Genomic DNA, 18,211 nt, shown 5'->3' with positions numbered 1-18,211 from the left:
CAAGGCGACAAACAGATGCGCTCATCGGACACCTTGTCTGGCAGCGGTGCGCTGTTGGTGCAACTTGGTTACACTGTGCGCACTTTCGTGTCGGTGCCCCAAAAGGGCACGGGCATGCTTTAAAGGGCTTGTCTCATCCGGACGGGCTACATATTTCCCTCACCCAAGGGGAAATCCCTCTCTAAATCCCGATTTCAGAAGTGTGGTATTTCCTTAATGAAAGTGTTGAAAGGCCAGGACATCCTGGCGCTTGGTTTTATGACGTTCGCGTTGTTCGTCGGTGCGGGCAATATCATCTTCCCTCCGATCGTCGGTCTGCAATCCGGTCCGCATGTGTGGATGGCAGCCTTGGGCTTTCTGATCACCGCTGTTGGCCTGCCGGTCATCACGGTTATCGCCCTGGCCAAAGTTGGCGGTGGCATGGACGCGCTGAGCAGTCCTATCGGTAAGATTGCCGGTGGTTTGCTTGCGGCTGTCTGCTACCTGTCGGTCGGCCCGCTGTTCGCCACCCCGCGTACCGCTACGGTGTCGTTTGAGGTAGGCCTGGCGCCGCTCACCGGCGAAAGCCCGACGGCGCTGTTCATCTACAGTCTGGTGTACTTCCTGGTAGTGCTGGCCGTGTCCATGTACCCGGGCAAGTTGCTCGATACCGTAGGCCGCTTCCTGGCGCCGCTGAAGATCATCGCCCTGGCCGCCCTGGGCATTGCCGCATTCATGCTGCCGGCCGGCACCAGCGGTGACGCACTGCCAGCCTATGAGGCATCGGCGTTCTCCCAGGGCTTTATCAATGGTTACCTGACCATGGATACTCTTGGCGCGCTGGTGTTCGGTATCGTTATCGTCAATGCCATTCGTTCCCGTGGCGTCGAGTCGCCGAGGCTGATTACCCGTTACGCCATCATTGCCGGCCTGATCGCCGGTGTCGGCCTGGCGCTGGTGTACATCAGCCTGTTCCGTCTGGGCGCGAGCAGCCATGAAATTGCTGCTGGCGCTACCAACGGTGCGGCGGTTCTGCATGCTTATGTGCAGCACACCTTTGGCTCCCTGGGCAGCGGCTTCCTTGCTGTGCTGATCGCGTTGGCCTGCCTGGTTACCGCCGTGGGCCTGACGTGCGCCTGTGCCGAGTACTTCAGCCAGGTTTTGCCATTGTCCTACCGCGCCCTGGTGGTGATCCTGTGCGGCTTCTCGCTGCTGATCTCCAACCTGGGCCTGACCAAGCTGATCATGTTCTCGATTCCGGTGCTGACCGCTATCTATCCGCCATGCATCGTGGTGGTGGGTCTGAGCTTCTGCAAAGAACTGTGGAACTCCCAGGTACGCATCCTGGCCCCGGTGATGCTGGTATCGCTGCTGTTCGGCATGGTTGACGCCATCAAGGGCACCACCCTGGCGCACCTGCTGCCAGATGCCCTGGCACACCTGCCATTGAGCGATCAGGGCCTGGCCTGGCTGGTGCCTTCGGTGGCGACCCTGGCGGTAGCGGTAGTCTGTGACCGCATGCTGGGCAAGCCGCGCGAAGCGCTGGCCTGAGAATAAGCCACACGCCTGACGTCGGCCACAAGCCATAGCGCGTCGGGCAGGGCAGATTCCGAGCCCCGTATCCATAAGGATGCGGGGCTTTTTTGTTTTTTGCTCGAGGACGTGTCTTTTTCTGCGACTAAGCGTCGAAAGCCGGTCAATGCGCTTTACTGTGCACGAAACTTTACCGGGACCTTGCATGAGCTTTATTCAAAGTAATCTCAATCATCTGCTGGCGGCTTGCTGGTTCGTGGTCTGCTGGGGCGGCTATACCCGCTATGCCACCTGGAAGGGCCGTGATACTGCGTGCCTGGCCAGCGTGCTGCACCTGTACCGCGAAGACTGGATGCGCCGCATGCTGATGCGTGACAACCGTATCGCCGATGCCAGCGTGATCGCCAACCTGGAACGTAACGCCTCGTTCTTTGCCTCCAGTACGTTGATCATCCTTGCCGGTATCCTCACCGTGCTCGGTGCTTCGGATCGCGCTGTATCGCTGCTGGCGGACCTGCCGCTGGTCCAGCAGGCGACCCAGGGCATGTCGGAAATCAAACTGCTGTGCCTGGCCACGGTGTTTGTCTATGCCTTTTTCACCTTCAGCTGGTGCATGCGTCAATACAACTTTGCCGCGGTGCTGGTAGGCTCGGCACCGATGATCGGTGAGCGGCATGTCACCGAGATGGAACGCAAGGCATTCGCCCAGCGTGCTGCCCGGGTCATTTCCATGGCTGCCAACCAGTTCAACTTCGGCTTGCGTTCTTATTATTTCGGCATGGCCATGCTCAGTTGGTTTATCAGTCCCTGGTTGTTCATGCTGATGAGTGCCGGGGTTGTCCTGGTACTGTACCGGCGTGAGTTTCACTCCGATGTGCTTGATGTGATGGTATATACCCCGACCGAAGCGCCGGTGGTGGACGCGAATAAAGAAACTGCTGCTAACTGAACCGTTAAAGCTAAATCGCTCAGGTATAAAAAAACCCGACAATTGTCGGGTTTTTTCGTTCCAGGGCGCTTGCTTACTTGGCAGGCTCGGCCGGAGCAGCGGGAGCAGCTTCTTTAGCGGCTTCTTCAGCGGCTTTCTGTTGCGCTTCAGCACTGTCTTTGGCGGCTTCAGCGTTTTCTTTTGCAGCCTCGTTCACTTTATCCTGAGCTTCGTCCATCTTCTGCTGGGCGTTCTCGGTGTGTTGCGCAGCATCTTGAGCCTTGTCTTCGCTGGCTTTATCGCAAGCAGCGAGACCCAGAGCGGCGGCCAGCATTACGGCAAAAGCAAAAGGTTTACGCATGGGGTGTTTCTCCTTGGGGAAATAAGTTACTTGTTCCTTTGAGCTCAAGTAACGGACAGAAGTTCCACTCACATTACAGATATATAAGTACTGGATCTATATAGACTTTTTTCTAGGCTTGTGCATTGTCTTGATAACCACAAGGGCCTTAATGATATGAGTGAGACCGCATTGATGGCCATGGCTGAGCGATTCCTCGGTGCCTTGCGTCATTGCCAGATATTACAGATGCGTGTGCAACACGCCGATGCACAGGGCATGACCCTGTTGCTGCCGTATTCGACGAAAATCATCGGTAACCCGCAGACCGGCGCCATTCACGGAGGTGCCTTGACCACCCTGATGGACACCACCTGCGGCATGGCCACGCTCTGTGCGCTGTCTGAGTTCGAAGTCTGTCCGACCCTCGACCTGCGCATCGACTACATGCACCCGGCCAAAGCCGGACTGGACATCTACGGCCACGCCCACTGCTACCGGGTGACCCGCGATGTGATCTTTACCCGCGGTATGGCCTATCAGGACGATCCCGAGCAGCCGATTGCTCAGGTGGTCGGCACTTTCATGCGCTTGGGCAAAGGTGTGAAGGGCGGGCTGAACTTCGGCAACGCGCTGAAGGGGAGTGCGCAATGATTCCTCCTCATGTGCATCAGCAATTGCGAGAGGCTCACGCACAAGGAAACTACCAGCCATTGTTGCAGCTGATCCCGTATGCGGGATTGATTGGTATCCAGTGCAGTCGTCAGGGCGACGACTTACTGTTCTGTTTGCCAGCCAACAAGGACAACATCGGCAATCCGTTGCTGCCCGCTATCCATGGCGGTGTGATCGCCGGTTTCATGGAGCTGTCGGCGGCCCTGTACCTGCTGATTTTCACCGAGAGCGCGACGATTCCGAAGATCATCGATTTTTCAATCGATTACCTGCGCGCCGGACATTTTCGCGACACCTACGCCCGCTGCCAGCTCTGGCGCCAGGGGCGACGGGTGACCAACGTTGCGATCACCGCCTGGCAGGGCAACCAGGATGAGCCGATTGCCACCGCACGGGCGCATTTCAAGATTGAAGAAATCAATGCGCCCTTGAAATAGCTTCTCGCGCCCCCATCTGTTGCTCATCCCGCCGTGAAAGCAGGCCCGGGCCGCCGTGCCCGCCTGCCGAGCGACAACTGCCATCAGATTGGAGTGTTGAAGACCATGAGTGTGGAAACTCAAAAAGAAACCCTGGGCTTCCAGACCGAGGTGAAGCAGCTGCTGCACCTCATGATCCATTCCCTGTATTCGAACAAGGAAATCTTCCTTCGCGAACTGATTTCCAACGCCTCCGACGCGGTCGACAAGCTGCGTTTCGAAGCCCTGGCCAAGCCTGAGCTGCTCGAAGGCGGCGCCGAGCTGAAGATTCGCGTCAGCTTCGACAAAGACGCCAACACCGTCACCCTCGAAGACAACGGCATCGGCATGAGCCGTGAGGAGGTGATCACTCACCTGGGCACCATCGCCAAGTCCGGCACTGCCGACTTCATGAAGCACCTTACCGGTGACCAGAAGAAAGACTCGCACCTGATCGGTCAGTTCGGCGTGGGCTTCTACTCGGCTTTCATCGTCGCCGACAAGGTCGATGTGTTCAGCCGTCGTGCCGGCGCACCGGCCGCTGAAGGCGTGCACTGGTCCTCCAAGGGCGAAGGCGAATTCGACGTTGCCACCATCGACAAGGCTGAGCGCGGCACCCGTATCGTCCTGCACCTGAAAAAAGGTGAAGAAGAGTTTGCCGACGGCTGGCGTCTGCGCAACATCATCAAGAAGTACTCCGACCATATCGCCTTGCCGATCGAGCTGCCAAAACAGGTCGAAGCCGCTGAAGGCGAAGAGAAACCGGCCGTAGAGTGGGAAACCGTCAACCGTGCCAGTGCCCTGTGGACCCGTCCGCGTACCGAGATCAAGGACGAGGAATACCAGGAGTTCTACAAGCACATCGGTCACGACTTCGAGAACCCGCTGGCCTGGAGCCACAACAAGGTCGAAGGCAAGCTTGAGTACAACTCGCTGCTGTACGTGCCTGCACGTGCACCGTTTGACCTGTACCAGCGTGAAGCGCCGCGCGGCCTGAAGCTCTATGTTCAGCGCGTGTTCGTCATGGACCAGGCCGAGTCGTTCCTGCCGCTGTACCTGCGCTTCATCAAGGGCGTAGTCGATTCCAACGACCTGTCGCTGAACGTTTCTCGGGAAATCCTGCAGAAAGACCCGATCATCGACTCGATGAAATCGGCGCTGACCAAGCGCGTGCTGGACATGCTCGAGAAGCTGGCCAAGAACGAGCCTGAGCAGTACAAGGGCTTCTGGAAAAACTTCGGTCAGGTGATGAAAGAAGGTCCTGCCGAAGACTTCGCCAACAAAGAGAAGATCGCCGGCCTGCTGCGTTTTGCCTCGACTAGCGACGACAGCGGCGAGCAGAGCGTCTCCCTGGCCGACTACCTGGCCCGCGCCAAGGAAGGTCAGGACAAGATCTACTTCCTCACCGGCGAATCCTACGCGCAGGTCAAGAACAGCCCGCACCTGGAAGTCTTCCGCAAGAAAGGCATCGAAGTGCTGCTGCTGACCGATCGTATCGACGAGTGGCTGATGAGCTACCTGAGCGAATTCGACGGCAAGAACTTCGTCGACGTCGCCCGTGGCGATCTGGACCTGGGCAAGCTGGACTCCGAAGAGGACAAGAAAGCCCAGGAAGAAGTCGCCAAGGAGAAGGAAGGCCTGGTTGAGCGTCTGAAGGCCGCCCTGGGCGAAAACGTCAGCGAAGTGCGGGTATCGCACCGCCTGACCGATTCGCCAGCGATCCTGGCCATTGGTGAACAGGACCTCGGCCTGCAGATGCGCCAGATCCTCGAAGCCAGCGGGCAGAAGGTGCCGGACTCCAAGCCGATCTTCGAATTCAACCCGGGTCACCCGCTGATCGAGAAGCTGGACAACGAGCAGAGCGAAGACCGTTTCGCGGACTTCTCGCACATCCTCTTCGATCAGGCCGCACTGGCGGCAGGTGACAGCTTGAAGGACCCGGCGGCGTACGTTCGTCGCCTGAACAAGCTGCTGGTCGAATTGTCGGCTTAAGTAGACTCAGGAAAGCCCGCTTCGGCGGGCTTTTTTCATGGTGCAAGGAGGAGTGCATGAGCAAGGTTACCGTCGAATCGCTGGTCTATCATGTTGCCGGCAAAGCCTATGAGAGTCGTTTGTTCTATACCCAGGGTGCCAAGGAGCAGCCTGGATTGCTGATGGCGCCAAACTGGATGGGGGTTGGCGAAGGCGCCGAGCGGATTGCCCGCGAGGTTGCCGCCCAGGGGTATGTGGTGCTGCTCGCCGATATCTACGGGCAGACCCTGCGACCGTCGAACATGGATGAAGCAGGTGCGGCGATGATGCCGCTGAAGAATGACCGGGTTGAGCTGCGTAAACGCATGAAAGCGGCGCTGGATCAGTTGCTGGGGCAATCGAAGGCGGTGCTGGAGCCAGCCAAGCTGGGCACCTTCGGCTTCTGCTTTGGCGGATGCTGTGCATTGGAGCTGGCCCGTGAAGATGCACGCCTGCTGGCGGCAGTGTCCTTCCATGGCACGCTCGACACCCCGTTGCCGGCGCAGGAGGGCAAGGTCAAGGCATCGATGCTGGTATTGCACGGTGCGGCTGACCCGTTTGTGCCCAAGGAGCAATTGCCGGCCTTCGAGGCCGAGATGGACGCAGCCAAGGTCGATTGGCAATTGATCAGCTACGGTGGCGCGGTGCACTCGTTCACCGATACGGCAGCGAACATGCCGGGCAAGATGAAGTACGACGCCAGAACCTCCAAGCGCGCGTTCCGGGCGATGTTCAATTTGCTGGATGAAGTGTTCCAGCGCTGAGGACCGCACGCCGCCAAATCGCCGGCAACGCCGGCTCCCACAAGGGCAATGCATAACCTGTGGGAGCCGGCTTTGCCGGCGATCGACCGCATAGCGGTCGCAATAATTTCAAGGCAACTCGATCCGCTCGCTTTCCCCCGGCACCGTCGGCCAATCGCCAGCCGCCCAGCGCGCCCGGGCCTGCTCGATCAGCGCCGGATCACTGGCCACGAAGTTCCAGTTCATCCGCCGTGGTCCGTCCAGTGCTGCGCCGCCGAACAGCACCAGCCGGCTCTCACTGTCGGCATACAAACTCATTTCCTCGCCTTCAGGTAATACCACTAGGCTGTGGGGCTCGACGGATTGGTCGTTAAGGCTCACTTCACCGTCCAGCACATACAGCGCGCGCTCGGCATGCTCGTTGGGGATGGTCAGGGTAGTCGCAGCCTGCATCTGCACCAGGGCGTAGAGGGTCGGCGACAGTACCGGCACCGGAGACTCCAGGCAGAAGCCGCTACCGGCAATCATACGGATGCTAACGCCCAGGTTATCGCTGACCGGCAGGGTTGCAGCCGGGTGGTGGCTGTAATGCCCGGGCCCCTGTTCCTTGTCTTTGGGAGACGCCAGCCAGATTTGCAGGCCATGCAGGCGAGAGCCTTTTTCCAGCAGATCAGCCGGCGTGCGCTCGACATGGGCAATGGCGCTACCCGCGGTCATCCAGCTGACGTCCCCGGCCCTGACCCGTTGATCCGAGCCAAGGCTGTCCTTGTGCAGGATCTCGCCTTCGAACAGGTAGGTGAGGGTAGAAAGGCCGATATGCGGGTGCTGACGAATGTTCACGCCATTACCGGCGGTGTAATCGGTTTCGAGCATGTGATCGAAGAACACGAACGGTCCGACACTGCGACATTGTGCCGACGGCAGGGGGCGCAGGATCGGTTGGCCCTCGACGGATTCGGTGCGAGGGCGGATGACCAGGGGATTGCTCACGGTGGGCTCCAGGCCGGGGATGATGAGCTTGAGCATAACCTGTTACAGGCAGCGTCTGAACTGCGCTGCGGCTTGACCGGTCTACCCTGTCTGAATCGCCAACAAGGAATACACAATGTTTGCCAGAAGTCTGGGCTGGATCCTGTTGCTGGCGCTGACTCTGCAAAGCGTGCAGGCGCGGGAGTACCGCTACAGCGATGCACACCTGCACTACGTAGACTTCTTTCAGGAAAGCGAAGGCATGGATGCATTGCTCAAGGCCATGGACCAGGCGCGCATCGATCAGTCGATGATCTCCGGTGTGGCGGTGGCGAAAAAATGGCACGAGGATGAACCCCAAACGCCCGCGCTATTACGCCGGTGACGATGCCGATGCCTATTGGTACAGCGCCACCGATATCTACGTCGCCGCTGCATTGGAGAAACTCGAGCCCAGGCAGCGTCAGCGCTTTCATCCGTTCCTGACCGGCTTCAACCCGGTGGACAAGAATGCAGTGGCGCACATCGAGCGGATGCTCGAACTGTACCCCGGGCTCTGGCAGGGCATTGGTGAGGTCTTCACCCGGCATGACGATCTGACGGCGCTGACCAGCGGCGATACGCCACGGGCCAACAACGAAGCCATGACCCGTATCTATCACCTGGCGGCCGAGCAGGACCTGCCGGTGTTGATCCATTCCAACATCACCTCCAAGCGTGAGCGCAATCCGCTGTACCTGGCCGAAATCGAAGAGCCGTTGCGCAATCATCCGCACACCCGCTTCATCTGGGCGCATGCTGGCAGCAGCATGGAAATCCACCGTCACCAGACCCGGCTGGATTTCCTCCTGCCGACTCTGTCGCGTCTGCTCGAGTCCTATCCCAACCTGTACATCGACCTGTCCTGGAGCGTCCTGCAGCCTTATCTGCTGGACGAGCAGGGCAACCCCAAGGCTGAGTGGCTGGCGCTGGTCAAGCGCTTTCCGGAGCGCTTCATGCTCGGCTCTGACGTGGTCGGACGGTTCGACAGCCTGGGTGAGCAGTTGCACGGCTTCGATCCTTTCCTCGATGCCTTGCCAGCGGATGTGGCGCAGAAGGTTGCGCGGGACAATTTTCTCGCGGTACTGCCGAAGCAGCGCTAGGGCCGCCGCTGTCGGATGTGCAGTTGTCATCAGTCTGTCATGCCAGCGTCATAGCCTGCCGCCATCAATCCTGATGGAGTGCATCATGTTTTTCAGTCGTTTCAGTGCGGTGTGCGGGCTTTTGCTGGTCAGTGGCCTGGCCGGTGCAGAGGTCCGGGTCGAAGGCCCGATTGAATATGGCCTGTTTGAAACCCGCCACCAGAACTTTCAGCCCGGTGAGCGGGTGCTGACCCAGAGCAACCAGACTATCCAGTCCACCGACCAGATCCCGGCGCGCCTGGGCAGCAAGTTTGGCATGCGCTACCGCCTGGAAGGCAAAGTGGCGGACGACACGCCGCTGACCCTGTTGTACCTCACCCCCGGGGTGCGCACGCCGGATGGCAAACGCCACGACAAATTTGAAGTGGTGCAGAAACTGGTGCCTGGGGCGGCCCAGGATGTCATGGCTTACGAGTTCACTGAAAACCACGAAGTGGTGCCGGGGCAATGGCATTTCATGGTCTTTCAGGGTGACCGCCTGCTCGCCGAGCAGCGTTTTACCGTGCGCTGAGCAGATTGCGCCTGCCGTCGCGATGAGCAGGCATTTTGATATCATGTTTTCGTCTAAGGCAAATCTTCCACGGCCCGATATCGTCTAGAGCAAGGGACAGCTGCATCCTTGTGCAGCGCTTTTGGAGGGAGCCGGAAGATGAACTTGAGAAGCATGAATATCGCGCCCAGGGCGGGCCTGGGCTTCGGTTTGGTGGCCTTGCTGGTGCTTGCCTTGGGGGTTTTCGCCCTGATGCAGATGACCAGCATGCGCCAGCAATCCGAGCAGGTCGACAGCAACTGGTTGCCCAGTGTCGTCGCAGTGGGGCAGATGACCCAGGACACTCTGCGCATTCGCGCCCTGACCCTGCGCTTGCTGATCAATCGCGACCCGCAGTCGCTGCAGCAGAACAAGGCGCGCATCGAGGACATCAAGGCCGGCCTGAGCAAGGCGCAACAGCAGTATCAGGCGCTGATTGTCCTGCCTGAAGAGCAGTCGCTGTTCGATCGCTATTTGAGGATCGAGCAACAGTACATGGGGTTGCAGGCTCAGGTGACCCAGCTGTCGCTGCAGGGCCAGATCGATGCCGCGACCGCCGTGGTCAACGGCGAAATGAACCAGCTGGCCGATCAGCTCACCGCCACGCTCAACGAACTGATTGCGCTCAATAACCTCCATGCCAACAAGGCTACCGACCTGGCCGCAGCCGTGTACAACAACGCTCGGGTCTGGGTGATCGCGCTTTTGCTCGGCGCGTTGGTGATGACAGTTATCCTGGCGCTGACTCTGACCCGCAGTATCGTTCACCCTTTGGCCCAGTCACTGCAGGTGGCCGAGATAGTGGCCACCGGCGACCTGACTCCGCAGATTGCCGTGCAGGGGGCGGACGAACCGGCGCGGCTGTTGGCGGCGCTCAAGCAGATGCAGCAAAGCTTGCGCGAGACCATCGGGAGAATTTCCGATTCCTCCAGTCAGTTGGCCTCGGCCTCCGAGGAGCTCAGCGCAGTGACCGAAGATGCCACACGCGGCTTGATGCAGCAGAGCCAGGAGATCGAGCAGGCGGCTACGGCAGTTAATCAGATGACCGCGGCGGTGGAGGAGGTGGCGAGCAATGCGGTGGTCACCTCCGAAGCATCGCGCGAATCAGACCGCATTGCCCGCCAGGGCCGGGAACAGGTGCGTCTGACCGTGGTTTCGATCGAGTCGCTGGCGGCAGGTGTGACCTCCAATGCCGAGGAGGTTGAGCAACTGGCGCAACAGGTGCACGGTATAACCAAAGTGCTGGATGTGATCGGTGCCATTGCCGAGCAGACCAACTTGCTGGCCCTCAATGCCGCGATCGAAGCGGCCCGGGCCGGGGATGCCGGGCGTGGTTTTGCCGTGGTGGCGGATGAGGTGCGGGCTTTGGCGCATCGTACGCAACAGTCGACCCGGGAAATCGAACAGATGATTCATGGTATCCAGCAAGGCACTGAGCGCGCGGTGGAGGGCATGCAGCAGAGTAACGAGCGTGCCCAAAGTACCCTGGAAGGGGCACATGCCGCGGGGGCGGCGCTGGAAGAAATTGCCGCGGCGATCAGCCTGATCAACGAGCGCAATCTGGTGATCGCCAGCGCGTCCGAACAGCAAGCACAGGTGGCGCGGGAGGTGGATCGCAACCTGACCAATATCCGCGATCTGGCGTTGCAGACCTCGGCGGGGGCCAATCAGACCAATGCGGCGAGTCAGGCGTTGTCGCAGTTGGCGATTGATTTGAATGGCTTGGTAGGGCGTTTTTCGGTGTAAGTTATCGCGGGGCAAGCCCGCTCCCACAGAGTACGCCAGTGGGAGCGGGCTTGCCCCGCGATACATAAACAAAAACGCCCCGACGAGTCGGGGCGTTTCAGCATAAGGGGCTAGCCCTTACTTGCCTTCCCAGCGCTTGAGCACCAGGGTGGCGTTGGTGCCGCCGAAACCGAAGCTGTTGCTCATCACGGTGTCGATCTTGGCGTTTTCGCGGGTTTCGCGCAGAACCGGCAGGTCAGCCACTTCTGGATCCAGCTCGTCGATGTTGGCGGAACCGGCAATGAAGTTGCCTTCCATCATCAGCATGCAGTAGATCGCTTCATGAACGCCGGCGGCGCCCAGGGAGTGACCGGACAGGCTCTTGGTCGAGCTGATGGCTGGTGCCTTGTCGCCGAACACTTCGCGTACACCCTTCATTTCGGCAACGTCGCCAACCGGCGTCGAGGTGCCGTGGGTGTTCAGGTAGTCGATCGGGGTGTCGACGGTGGACAGCGCCTGCTGCATGCAGCGGATGGCGCCTTCGCCACTTGGGGCAACCATGTCGTAGCCATCGGAGGTCGCGCCGTAGCCGACGATCTCGGCGTAGATTTTCGCGCCACGGGCCAGAGCGTGCTCCAGCTCCTCGACTACAACCATACCGCCACCACCGGCGATGACGAAACCGTCACGGTCGGCGTCGTAGGCACGGGAGGCCTTTTCCGGGGTGTCGTTGCGCTTGCTGGACAGCGCGCCCATGGCGTCGAACAGGAACGACTGGCTCCAATGCTCTTCTTCACCACCACCGGCGAAAACGATGTCCTGCTTGCCCATCTGGATCTGTTCCATCGCGGTACCGATGCAGTGCGCACTGGTAGCGCAAGCGGAGGCGATGGAGTAGTTCAGGCCCTTGATCTTGAACGGGGTGGCCAGGCACGCCGAAACGGTGCTGCTCATGGTCCGGGTGACGCGGTACGGGCCAACGCGCTTGACGCCTTTTTCGCGCAGGATGTCCAGCGCTTCCATCTGGTTCAGAGTCGAGGCGCCGCCGGAGCCTGCGATCAGGCCGGTACGTGGGTTCGACACTTGCTCTTCAGTCAGGCCCGAATCCTTGATCGCGTCGGCCATGGCCAGATAGGCGTAGGCGGCAGCGTGACCAACGAAACGGAAGATCTTGCGGTCGATCAGTTCTTCGAGGTTGAGGTCAATGGAGCCGGAAACCTGGCTACGCAGACCCATTTCGGCATATTCCGGGTTGAATCGGATGCCAGGGCGGCTTGCACGCAGGTTGGCGGAGACGGTCTCTTTGTCATTGCCCAGGCACGATACGATGCCCAGACCAGTGATAACGACGCGGCGCATGCGGATAACCCTTAGAAGTTGTCAGTGGAGGTGAATACGCCGACCCGAAGGCCTTCGGCGGTGTAGATCTCACGGCCGTCGACGCTGACCGAGCCATCGGCGATGGCCATGTTCAGCTTGCCCTTGAGGACGCGCTTGATATGAATGTTGTAAGTGACTTTCTGAGCGGTCGGCAGGACCTGGCCGAAGAATTTCACTTCGCCCGAACCCAGGGCACGGCCACGGCCCGGCAGGCCTTGCCAGCCGAGGAAGAAGCCAACCAGCTGCCACATGGCATCCAGGCCCAGGCAGCCCGGCATCACCGGATCACCTTCGAAATGGCAGGCGAAGAACCACAGGTCTGGATTGATATCCAGCTCGGCGACCAATTCACCTTTGCCGTACTTGCCGCCTTCCTGGCTGATGTGGGTGATACGATCCACCATCAGCATGTTCGGGGCGGGCAGTTGCGCGTTACCTGGGCCGAACAGCTCACCGCGACTGCAGCGCAGCAGGTCTTCCCGAGTAAAGGCGTTTTGTTTGGTCATGCGAGCTCCTCAATAATCCCCGTGCGGCAGGGGGGCAAATCTTCCCGGCCGACCCAAAACGCTTGTGCTTGGGGCGGCAGCCTACACATAGACTATTGCGTTGTAGTGAAAGTCACAGCGCACGGGGCAAAGAAGTACACTTGTGCACTGAAATTTTATTTTCAGGCTTTCAAAGCAGCCTGTCCAGTCCATAAGACTGCCGCAATTTCAGATTAATCGCCAGTCGCAGCTGACTGATCGGGCAGCCAACGCTGCAGAATTTGCTGCAAATCAGTCCGTTTGAACGGCTTGGCCAGGTAATCGTTCATGCCGGCGCTCAGGCAGCGTTCGCGATCACCCTGCAAAGCGTTGGCGGTCAGGGCGATGATCGGCATGGCCGCCGCCTGGGGCAGCTGGCGGATGCGCCGGGTGGCTTCATAGCCATCGATAATCGGCAATCGGCAATCCATCAGGGTTGCGGCAAAACGCTGTCGGGCAACCTGCGACACGGCCTGGGCACCGTCCACGGCAATCTGCACCTCGTATCCCAGGCTGCGCAGCATGGCTTCGATCACGGTCTGGTTCACCGGATTGTCCTCCACCAGCAGGATTTTCCGGCCCAGGCCTGCTTCTTCCTGCTCGCTGTTCTGGCTGGGCAGGCATGGCACTGGCTGCACCGACAGCGTCAGCGGCATCTCCAGGGTAAAGGTCGAGCCCTGGCCCTGGCGGCTTTCACCGCGCAAGGTGCCGCCCATGCGTTCCGCCAGCGTGCGCGCAATCGACAGGCCCAGGCCGGTGCCGCCGTAACGCCGGGAAATCGAACTGTCGGCCTGTTGGAAGGCGACGAACATGGTTTCCAGGCGCTCGTTGTCGATGCCGATGCCGGTGTCGTGCACCGCGCAGGCGAACCAGATCAGCTGGCGGTCGAGCACCTGCCAGCGGGGTTCGATGCGGACGCTGCCTTGCTCGGTGAATTTCAGCGCATTGCCCACCAGATTGAGCAGGATCTGGCGAATCCGTGTCGGGTCGCCGATCACCTGCAACTGCTCCATACCGGGTGGCAACAGCAGTTGCAGGTTCAAGCCGCGCTGGGCGGCCAGGTGCTGGAAGGATTGCGCACAGCTGCCGATCAGTTCACCGAGGTTGAAATCGATGTGCTCCAGTTCCAGGTGGGTGCGCTCGATCCGCGAGAAATCGAGAATGTCGTTGATCACCTTGAGCAGGTGACCGGTCGATTCACTGGCCACGGCGGTGTATTCGACCTGCTCCTCGCTCAAGGCCGTGGTTTCCAGTAACTGCAGCATGCCCAGCACACCGTTCATGGGGGTGCGCAGTTCATGACTCATCATGGCCAGGAAGTCGGATTTGGCCCGGTTTGCCTGTTCGGCCTCTTCACGGGCCTGGATCAATTGCGACATCGCCTGCTGTTGCTCATGGCTGGCCTGGGCCAGTGCGCGGGCCAGGTTATTGATGTGGCGGGCGAGGTGGCCGAGTTCACTGTCATCGACTACCGGCAAGGGGGCATTGAAGTCGCCTTGCTGGATGGCCTTGACCGCATGGCCCATGTCGCTGATCGGTTTGGCCAGGCTCAGGGCCAGGCGGCGGGCCAGCAGGAAGGTGAAGAGCAGGGCGAACAGCGCCAGGATCCCGGCCTTGATCACGATTTCCTGCTGGCGCTGGCTGAACGCATCATTGGACATACCGACGATGACCCGGCCCAGGTAATCATCATCGATATGTTTCAAGGGTTGCTTGCCGTTATGCAGGAAATCGTTGTCCAGGCGGATCTGCTGCAGACGGATAGGGGCCTGGAACACCTCGACCTGTTGGGCGCGGTTGTCGTGTTCGTCCGGCTGTTCGACGTACACCAGAATATGGTTGCTGCTGTCTTGTACCTCGAGAAAGCGTACATGCGGGATGCTCAAGGTGGCACGCATCAGGCTTTCGAGTACTTCGTCGTTACCGGCGATCACGCCGTACTCGGACGCTGGCGCCAGCTGGTTGGCGATCAGCTGGCCGGTGTGATTGAGCTCCTGGCGCAGGTCCTGGATCCGCACGAAGGTAAAGAAGCTGATCAGCAGCAGCGTCAGCAGCAGGGCCGGGCCCAGGCTGATGATTTGCGTGCGGGTATGAATGTCCCAGCTCAGACGACGCCTCATGGTCTGCGTTCTCCTTCGGCCAGCGCCAGTGCGGCGCCTTCGGGATCGATGGTACCGATGCCCAGGGCGCGGGCGACCTGTTGGTTGCCGACGACTCTGAAATGTTCGGGGTACAGGGCGCGTGGCCACTTGCCTGGCGCTTGATCGAGCAAGCGGTCAAGCACCGCCAGCCAATCGTCCTGATTGCTCAAGGTGCTGGCCAGGGCACCGGCGCGGACAAAGCCCGCGTTGGGGCCGATCAATGCCATTTGCCGCCCGTAGCTGCTGAGCAGCAGGCTCTTCGCGGTCTTGGAGTTGTACAGCTGCAGATCGTCGATGCCCAGCAATACATCACTGCTTTGCAGCAGGGTTTGCAGCGGACGATTGTCGCGCAGGTCGGGCCAGGGTTCGGCAATGATTTCAAGGCCCATGGGCTTGGCGGCGCGGCGCGCTTCGTCGACCAGGAAACGGCTGTGCTCGGCGTAGAGCACGCCAATCCGCCGGGCCTCGGGCAGCAGGTAACGGGTCAGGCGTAGCTGACGGTCCAGCGGCGGATCGCTCCACAACAGGCTCAGGTAAGCCGGGCGCAGCTTGCCCAGGCGCTGTTCGGCCTGAACCCGGCTGACCCGCATGGCCAGTGCTGGCGGTCCTGCTGTTTCACTCAGGCGCCATTCCAGCCCGGTGCTGTCGAGCAGAATCAGGCGGATGGACGGATTGAGCCGGGACGGGCGGGCAAGCTCGGTGACCGGAACGAAGTGAATAGTGTCGGCAGGGCGGCGTTCGCGCAGGGCTTGAACGAATTGCTCGACACCGGGGCTGTCCTGGCTGCCGGTGAGGAGGATTTCACTGGCCCAGAGCATTCCCGCCGGCCACAAACAGACCAGCAGCAGCCAGCGCCGCAGCATGCGCATCAGAATTCCAGCTCCGCACTGAAGTACACAACGTGACGGCTGTCGTAGCGGTTATCTGCAAAGGTCGTGGGCTCGTCGTCCAGGCGCTGCTGCACGACACCCGCCAGTTCAAGCTGGGTGCGCTGCCAGCGCAGCTGTTTGGCCACGCGCAGGTCGACACGCTCGAAACGGTACTGGTTCAGTTCATCGTCACCATAGTAGAACAGCGCGCTGGACCAGCCTTGTCCCCAGTCGCGCAGCCAGCCGGCCGAGCCACTGTTGTGCGCGCTCAGGCGGCGATCGGCGGGATTGCTGGCCCAGGCGTCGACATGGGCGTAGGTCAGGCGCCAACGATCGGCGGGCGTCAGGCGCCAGTCCAGTTGTGCTTCACTGCCGCTGAAACGGGTTTTGTTGCTGTTGCTGGCGATGTATTGGTTGTTGCGCAGCGGCTCGCTGATCATGCCGGTGATTTCGTCGTAGAACAGCTTGAGGTCAACGCTGAGGTCGGCGTCGGCGAAGTAACCGTTATAGCCCAGTTCCCGCGAGCGCATCCGTTCCTGTTCGAGGTCGCCCGGCCCGCGGGTCTTGACGAAGTACTGGGCACTGTTCTGGCCGAAAGCGCCCGGGCGCAGGTTGTTGACCCGATAACTCCAGTTGACGTTGTTTTCGAACATGTCCGGCGAGCGTACCGCTTCGGAGTACACCGCGCGCAAACCGTGGCGCGGGGTGATCAGGTAGTTCACCGCCAGGCGTGGTGTGAGCGAGCTGCCGGACAGCCGGGCGTCTTCGTACATCGCTCCGCCCTGGACAATCCAGTGTTCGTCGGCGCGCCACTCCAGGTGGCCGAACAGGCGCCAGGTGCTGTCGTCCAGGCTGCCATTGAAGAAGGTCTGCGAGTCGGCGCGGTCGTAGCGGTAGTTGGCACCGCTGACCAGACGCAGGTTGTCGGACAGGCTGAGGGTGTCCTGCAGCTCCAGGTCGTAGCGCGTTTCCCGGGTGCTCTGGTCGATGTCGCCGCAGACCTGGCTGGAACCGCCATTGCGCCATTGTTGCTGCACCTGGCGGCCCAGCGTCTGTTCTTCGGCGCTGCCCCTGGGAACCGGCGAACGAATGTTGCGGGCCACTTGCTCCGCGTAGTTCGGGTTGACCTGCCACAGGCGGGTCAGTTCCGGGCTGAACGACAATGCTGCATCGCACGCACGCCAGACCTGCTGCCGATCCCAGTGCTGGGCAGAACCTTGCAGGTAAAGGCTGTGCTCGGGGTTCAAGTCAATGTTCCAGCGCATCGAGCCGGCATAGTCCTTGGCCTTGGCGTCGGAATTGTCGCCACTGGCGGTGACGCCGTAGAACACCGGCTTGTAGGTGTAAGGGCGCTGGTTGCTGCCTTCCTTGGCAGCGAACTGCCAATCCAGGCTCTGATTGCTTGCCAGGCTGTGGCTGACGCTCAGGTTCAGGCGGTTGAGGCGACGGCTGTCGCGGTAATCCTGGCCATTGCGGGTTTGATCGAAGCCATCATCCTGCATGCCGGACAGCGACAGACGCAGGTCGCCGCCGTCCCAACCGCTACCCTGGCTGGCATACCAGTCATTGATACCGCGTTGGCCACGGGTCACCTTCAGCCGCGTACCCTGGCTGTCGACCGGTTTGCGCGTAAGAATATTGACCACAGCCATCAGGGCGTTGGCGCCGTAGCTGACGGTATTGGGACCGCGAAAGACCTCGATGCGCTCGATATCTTCCATGGCCAGGGGAATGTCGCTCCAGTCCACCGTGGCCAGCCCTGCGCGGTACACCGAGCGGCCATCGATCAGCACTTGCATGCGCCGGGCGTCGTTAGCGTTACTGCCGTGGTAGTTGACGGAGGGCTGGTTGCCGGCGCCGTAGCCGATCATCATCCCCGGCACCAGGCGTAGCAATTCCGGAATGTCGCGGGCGCCGCTGGCGCGGATCAAGGCGCTGTCGAGCACGGTCATGCTGCCCGGCACGGCCGCCGGTGACTGTTTGAGCCGGGTGGCGGTGAGCACTTGGGGCAGGGCCTGGCTGTCGACGAACAGGTCGTCAGCCAGCGCGGCACCGCCAAAAAAGGCAGTCAACAGCAGGAGGGGGCGTGAAGCCGGGGGGCCAAATGACACGGTGCGGCCTTGGTAGCGAATTCAAACCGGGCATGTTAACCGAGTGGCCAGCATTTTTCAGTGCTGTATGGCGCGATATCGCAGTCAATTCATACAACTGGCGCTGGCTCTGGCACGGG

15 protein-coding genes and 2 pseudogenes are annotated in these 18,211 nt (G+C 60.5%); 10 read left to right on the top strand and 7 right to left on the bottom strand.

The window, feature by feature from the left end:
• Nucleotides 1–216 precede the first annotated feature (216 nt).
• Nucleotides 217–1,530 carry a branched-chain amino acid transport system II carrier protein gene (gene brnQ / locus ACVI9W_RS04240; RefSeq protein ID WP_038613105.1) on the top strand — a complete coding sequence of 438 codons (1,314 nt, stop codon included), beginning with the start codon at nt 217–219 and terminating at the stop codon, nt 1,528–1,530.
• Nucleotides 1,531–1,717: 187 nt separating this feature from the next.
• Nucleotides 1,718–2,461 (top strand): DUF599 domain-containing protein, encoded by a 744-nt coding sequence (locus ACVI9W_RS04235; protein WP_461529291.1) that lies wholly within the window; start codon nt 1,718–1,720, stop codon nt 2,459–2,461.
• A 73-nt stretch (nt 2,462–2,534) separates the two neighbouring features.
• Here the strand turns inward: ACVI9W_RS04235 and ACVI9W_RS04230 are convergent, their stop codons facing one another.
• A complete protein-coding gene (locus ACVI9W_RS04230) occupies nt 2,535–2,801 on the bottom strand; it encodes a hypothetical protein (RefSeq protein ID WP_157193381.1) in 267 nt (88 codons plus the stop codon).
• A gap of 156 nt (nt 2,802–2,957) precedes the next feature.
• Between ACVI9W_RS04230 and ACVI9W_RS04225 the strand changes: the two genes are divergently transcribed.
• The 4 genes from ACVI9W_RS04225 (at nt 2,958) to ACVI9W_RS04210 (ending at nt 6,684) form a co-directional block, all read left to right on the top strand.
• Entirely contained in the window at nt 2,958–3,434 is a 477-nt protein-coding gene (locus ACVI9W_RS04225) for a PaaI family thioesterase (RefSeq protein WP_461529290.1), read from the top strand.
• A complete protein-coding gene (locus ACVI9W_RS04220; protein WP_461529289.1) occupies nt 3,431–3,892 on the top strand; it encodes a PaaI family thioesterase in 462 nt (153 codons plus the stop codon). Before ACVI9W_RS04225 ends, ACVI9W_RS04220 begins: the two co-directional genes overlap by 4 nt.
• A gap of 105 nt (nt 3,893–3,997) precedes the next feature.
• Entirely contained in the window at nt 3,998–5,902 is a 1,905-nt protein-coding gene (gene htpG, locus ACVI9W_RS04215; protein WP_461529288.1) for a molecular chaperone HtpG, read from the top strand.
• A 56-nt stretch (nt 5,903–5,958) separates the two neighbouring features.
• A complete protein-coding gene (locus ACVI9W_RS04210) occupies nt 5,959–6,684 on the top strand; it encodes a dienelactone hydrolase family protein (RefSeq protein WP_461529287.1) in 726 nt (241 codons plus the stop codon).
• A 108-nt stretch (nt 6,685–6,792) separates the two neighbouring features.
• Here ACVI9W_RS04210 and ACVI9W_RS04205 read toward each other — a convergent pair whose 3' ends face one another.
• Nucleotides 6,793–7,653 carry a pirin family protein gene (locus ACVI9W_RS04205; protein ID WP_461529286.1) on the bottom strand — a complete coding sequence of 287 codons (861 nt, stop codon included), beginning with the start codon at nt 7,651–7,653 and terminating at the stop codon, nt 6,793–6,795.
• 115 nt (nt 7,654–7,768) lie between these two features.
• Between ACVI9W_RS04205 and ACVI9W_RS04200 the strand changes: the two are divergent.
• The 4 genes and pseudogenes from ACVI9W_RS04200 to ACVI9W_RS04185 all read left to right on the top strand — a co-directional run bounded on the left by ACVI9W_RS04200 (nt 7,769) and on the right by ACVI9W_RS04185 (nt 11,088).
• Nucleotides 7,769–8,774: pseudogene (locus ACVI9W_RS04200) on the top strand (amidohydrolase family protein).
• An 85-nt stretch (nt 8,775–8,859) separates the two neighbouring features.
• Nucleotides 8,860–9,324 (top strand): DUF3859 domain-containing protein, encoded by a 465-nt coding sequence (locus tag ACVI9W_RS04195; protein WP_191832719.1) that lies wholly within the window; start codon nt 8,860–8,862, stop codon nt 9,322–9,324.
• Nucleotides 9,325–9,462: 138 nt separating this feature from the next.
• Nucleotides 9,463–9,957, top strand: a pseudogene (locus ACVI9W_RS04190) (MCP four helix bundle domain-containing protein); the annotation flags it as partial.
• A 54-nt stretch (nt 9,958–10,011) separates the two neighbouring features.
• Nucleotides 10,012–11,088, top strand: a complete 1,077-nt coding sequence (locus ACVI9W_RS04185; RefSeq protein WP_461531792.1) for a methyl-accepting chemotaxis protein — start codon at nt 10,012–10,014, stop codon at nt 11,086–11,088.
• A 117-nt stretch (nt 11,089–11,205) separates the two neighbouring features.
• On the opposite strand, the gene fabB is transcribed toward ACVI9W_RS04185, so the two are convergent.
• The 5 genes from fabB to ACVI9W_RS04160 all read right to left on the bottom strand — a co-directional run bounded on the left by fabB (nt 11,206) and on the right by ACVI9W_RS04160 (nt 18,092).
• Nucleotides 11,206–12,426 (bottom strand): beta-ketoacyl-ACP synthase I, encoded by a 1,221-nt coding sequence (gene fabB, locus ACVI9W_RS04180; protein ID WP_038613087.1) that lies wholly within the window; start codon nt 12,424–12,426, stop codon nt 11,206–11,208.
• Between the two features lie 11 nt (nt 12,427–12,437).
• Nucleotides 12,438–12,953 carry a 3-hydroxyacyl-[acyl-carrier-protein] dehydratase FabA gene (fabA, locus tag ACVI9W_RS04175; protein WP_028945338.1) on the bottom strand — a complete coding sequence of 172 codons (516 nt, stop codon included), beginning with the start codon at nt 12,951–12,953 and terminating at the stop codon, nt 12,438–12,440.
• A gap of 212 nt (nt 12,954–13,165) precedes the next feature.
• Entirely contained in the window at nt 13,166–15,091 is a 1,926-nt protein-coding gene (locus ACVI9W_RS04170) for an ATP-binding protein (RefSeq protein ID WP_461529285.1), read from the bottom strand.
• Nucleotides 15,088–15,981, bottom strand: coding sequence for an ABC transporter substrate-binding protein (locus tag ACVI9W_RS04165; RefSeq protein WP_461529284.1), 894 nt, complete (start codon nt 15,979–15,981; stop codon nt 15,088–15,090). Before ACVI9W_RS04165 ends, ACVI9W_RS04170 begins: the two co-directional genes overlap by 4 nt.
• Nucleotides 15,981–18,092, bottom strand: coding sequence for a TonB-dependent receptor plug domain-containing protein (locus ACVI9W_RS04160; protein ID WP_461529283.1), 2,112 nt, complete (start codon nt 18,090–18,092; stop codon nt 15,981–15,983). Before ACVI9W_RS04160 ends, ACVI9W_RS04165 begins: the two co-directional genes overlap by 1 nt.
• Nucleotides 18,093–18,211: the final 119 nt, after the last annotated feature.

This window comes from Pseudomonas sp. 210_17 TE3656 (assembly GCF_054821965.1).
The sequence above is the reverse complement of the archived record's forward strand: the minus strand, read 5'-3'. Positions and strand labels throughout refer to the sequence as shown.

Coding starts and splice junctions, on each gene's coding strand:
- brnQ (WP_038613105.1), top strand. CDS start 217: ATGAAAGTGTTGAAAGGCCAGGACATCCTGGCGCTTGGTTTTATGACG.
- ACVI9W_RS04225 (WP_461529290.1), top strand. CDS start 2,958: ATGAGTGAGACCGCATTGATGGCCATGGCTGAGCGATTCCTCGGTGCC.
- fabB (WP_038613087.1), bottom strand. CDS start 12,426: ATGCGCCGCGTCGTTATCACTGGTCTGGGCATCGTATCGTGCCTGGGC.
- ACVI9W_RS04165 (WP_461529284.1), bottom strand. CDS start 15,981: ATGCGCATGCTGCGGCGCTGGCTGCTGCTGGTCTGTTTGTGGCCGGCG.
- ACVI9W_RS04210 (WP_461529287.1), top strand. CDS start 5,959: ATGAGCAAGGTTACCGTCGAATCGCTGGTCTATCATGTTGCCGGCAAA.
- ACVI9W_RS04195 (WP_191832719.1), top strand. CDS start 8,860: ATGTTTTTCAGTCGTTTCAGTGCGGTGTGCGGGCTTTTGCTGGTCAGT.
- htpG (WP_461529288.1), top strand. CDS start 3,998: ATGAGTGTGGAAACTCAAAAAGAAACCCTGGGCTTCCAGACCGAGGTG.
- ACVI9W_RS04170 (WP_461529285.1), bottom strand. CDS start 15,091: ATGAGGCGTCGTCTGAGCTGGGACATTCATACCCGCACGCAAATCATC.
- ACVI9W_RS04230 (WP_157193381.1), bottom strand. CDS start 2,801: ATGCGTAAACCTTTTGCTTTTGCCGTAATGCTGGCCGCCGCTCTGGGT.
- fabA (WP_028945338.1), bottom strand. CDS start 12,953: ATGACCAAACAAAACGCCTTTACTCGGGAAGACCTGCTGCGCTGCAGT.
- ACVI9W_RS04220 (WP_461529289.1), top strand. CDS start 3,431: ATGATTCCTCCTCATGTGCATCAGCAATTGCGAGAGGCTCACGCACAA.
- ACVI9W_RS04235 (WP_461529291.1), top strand. CDS start 1,718: ATGAGCTTTATTCAAAGTAATCTCAATCATCTGCTGGCGGCTTGCTGG.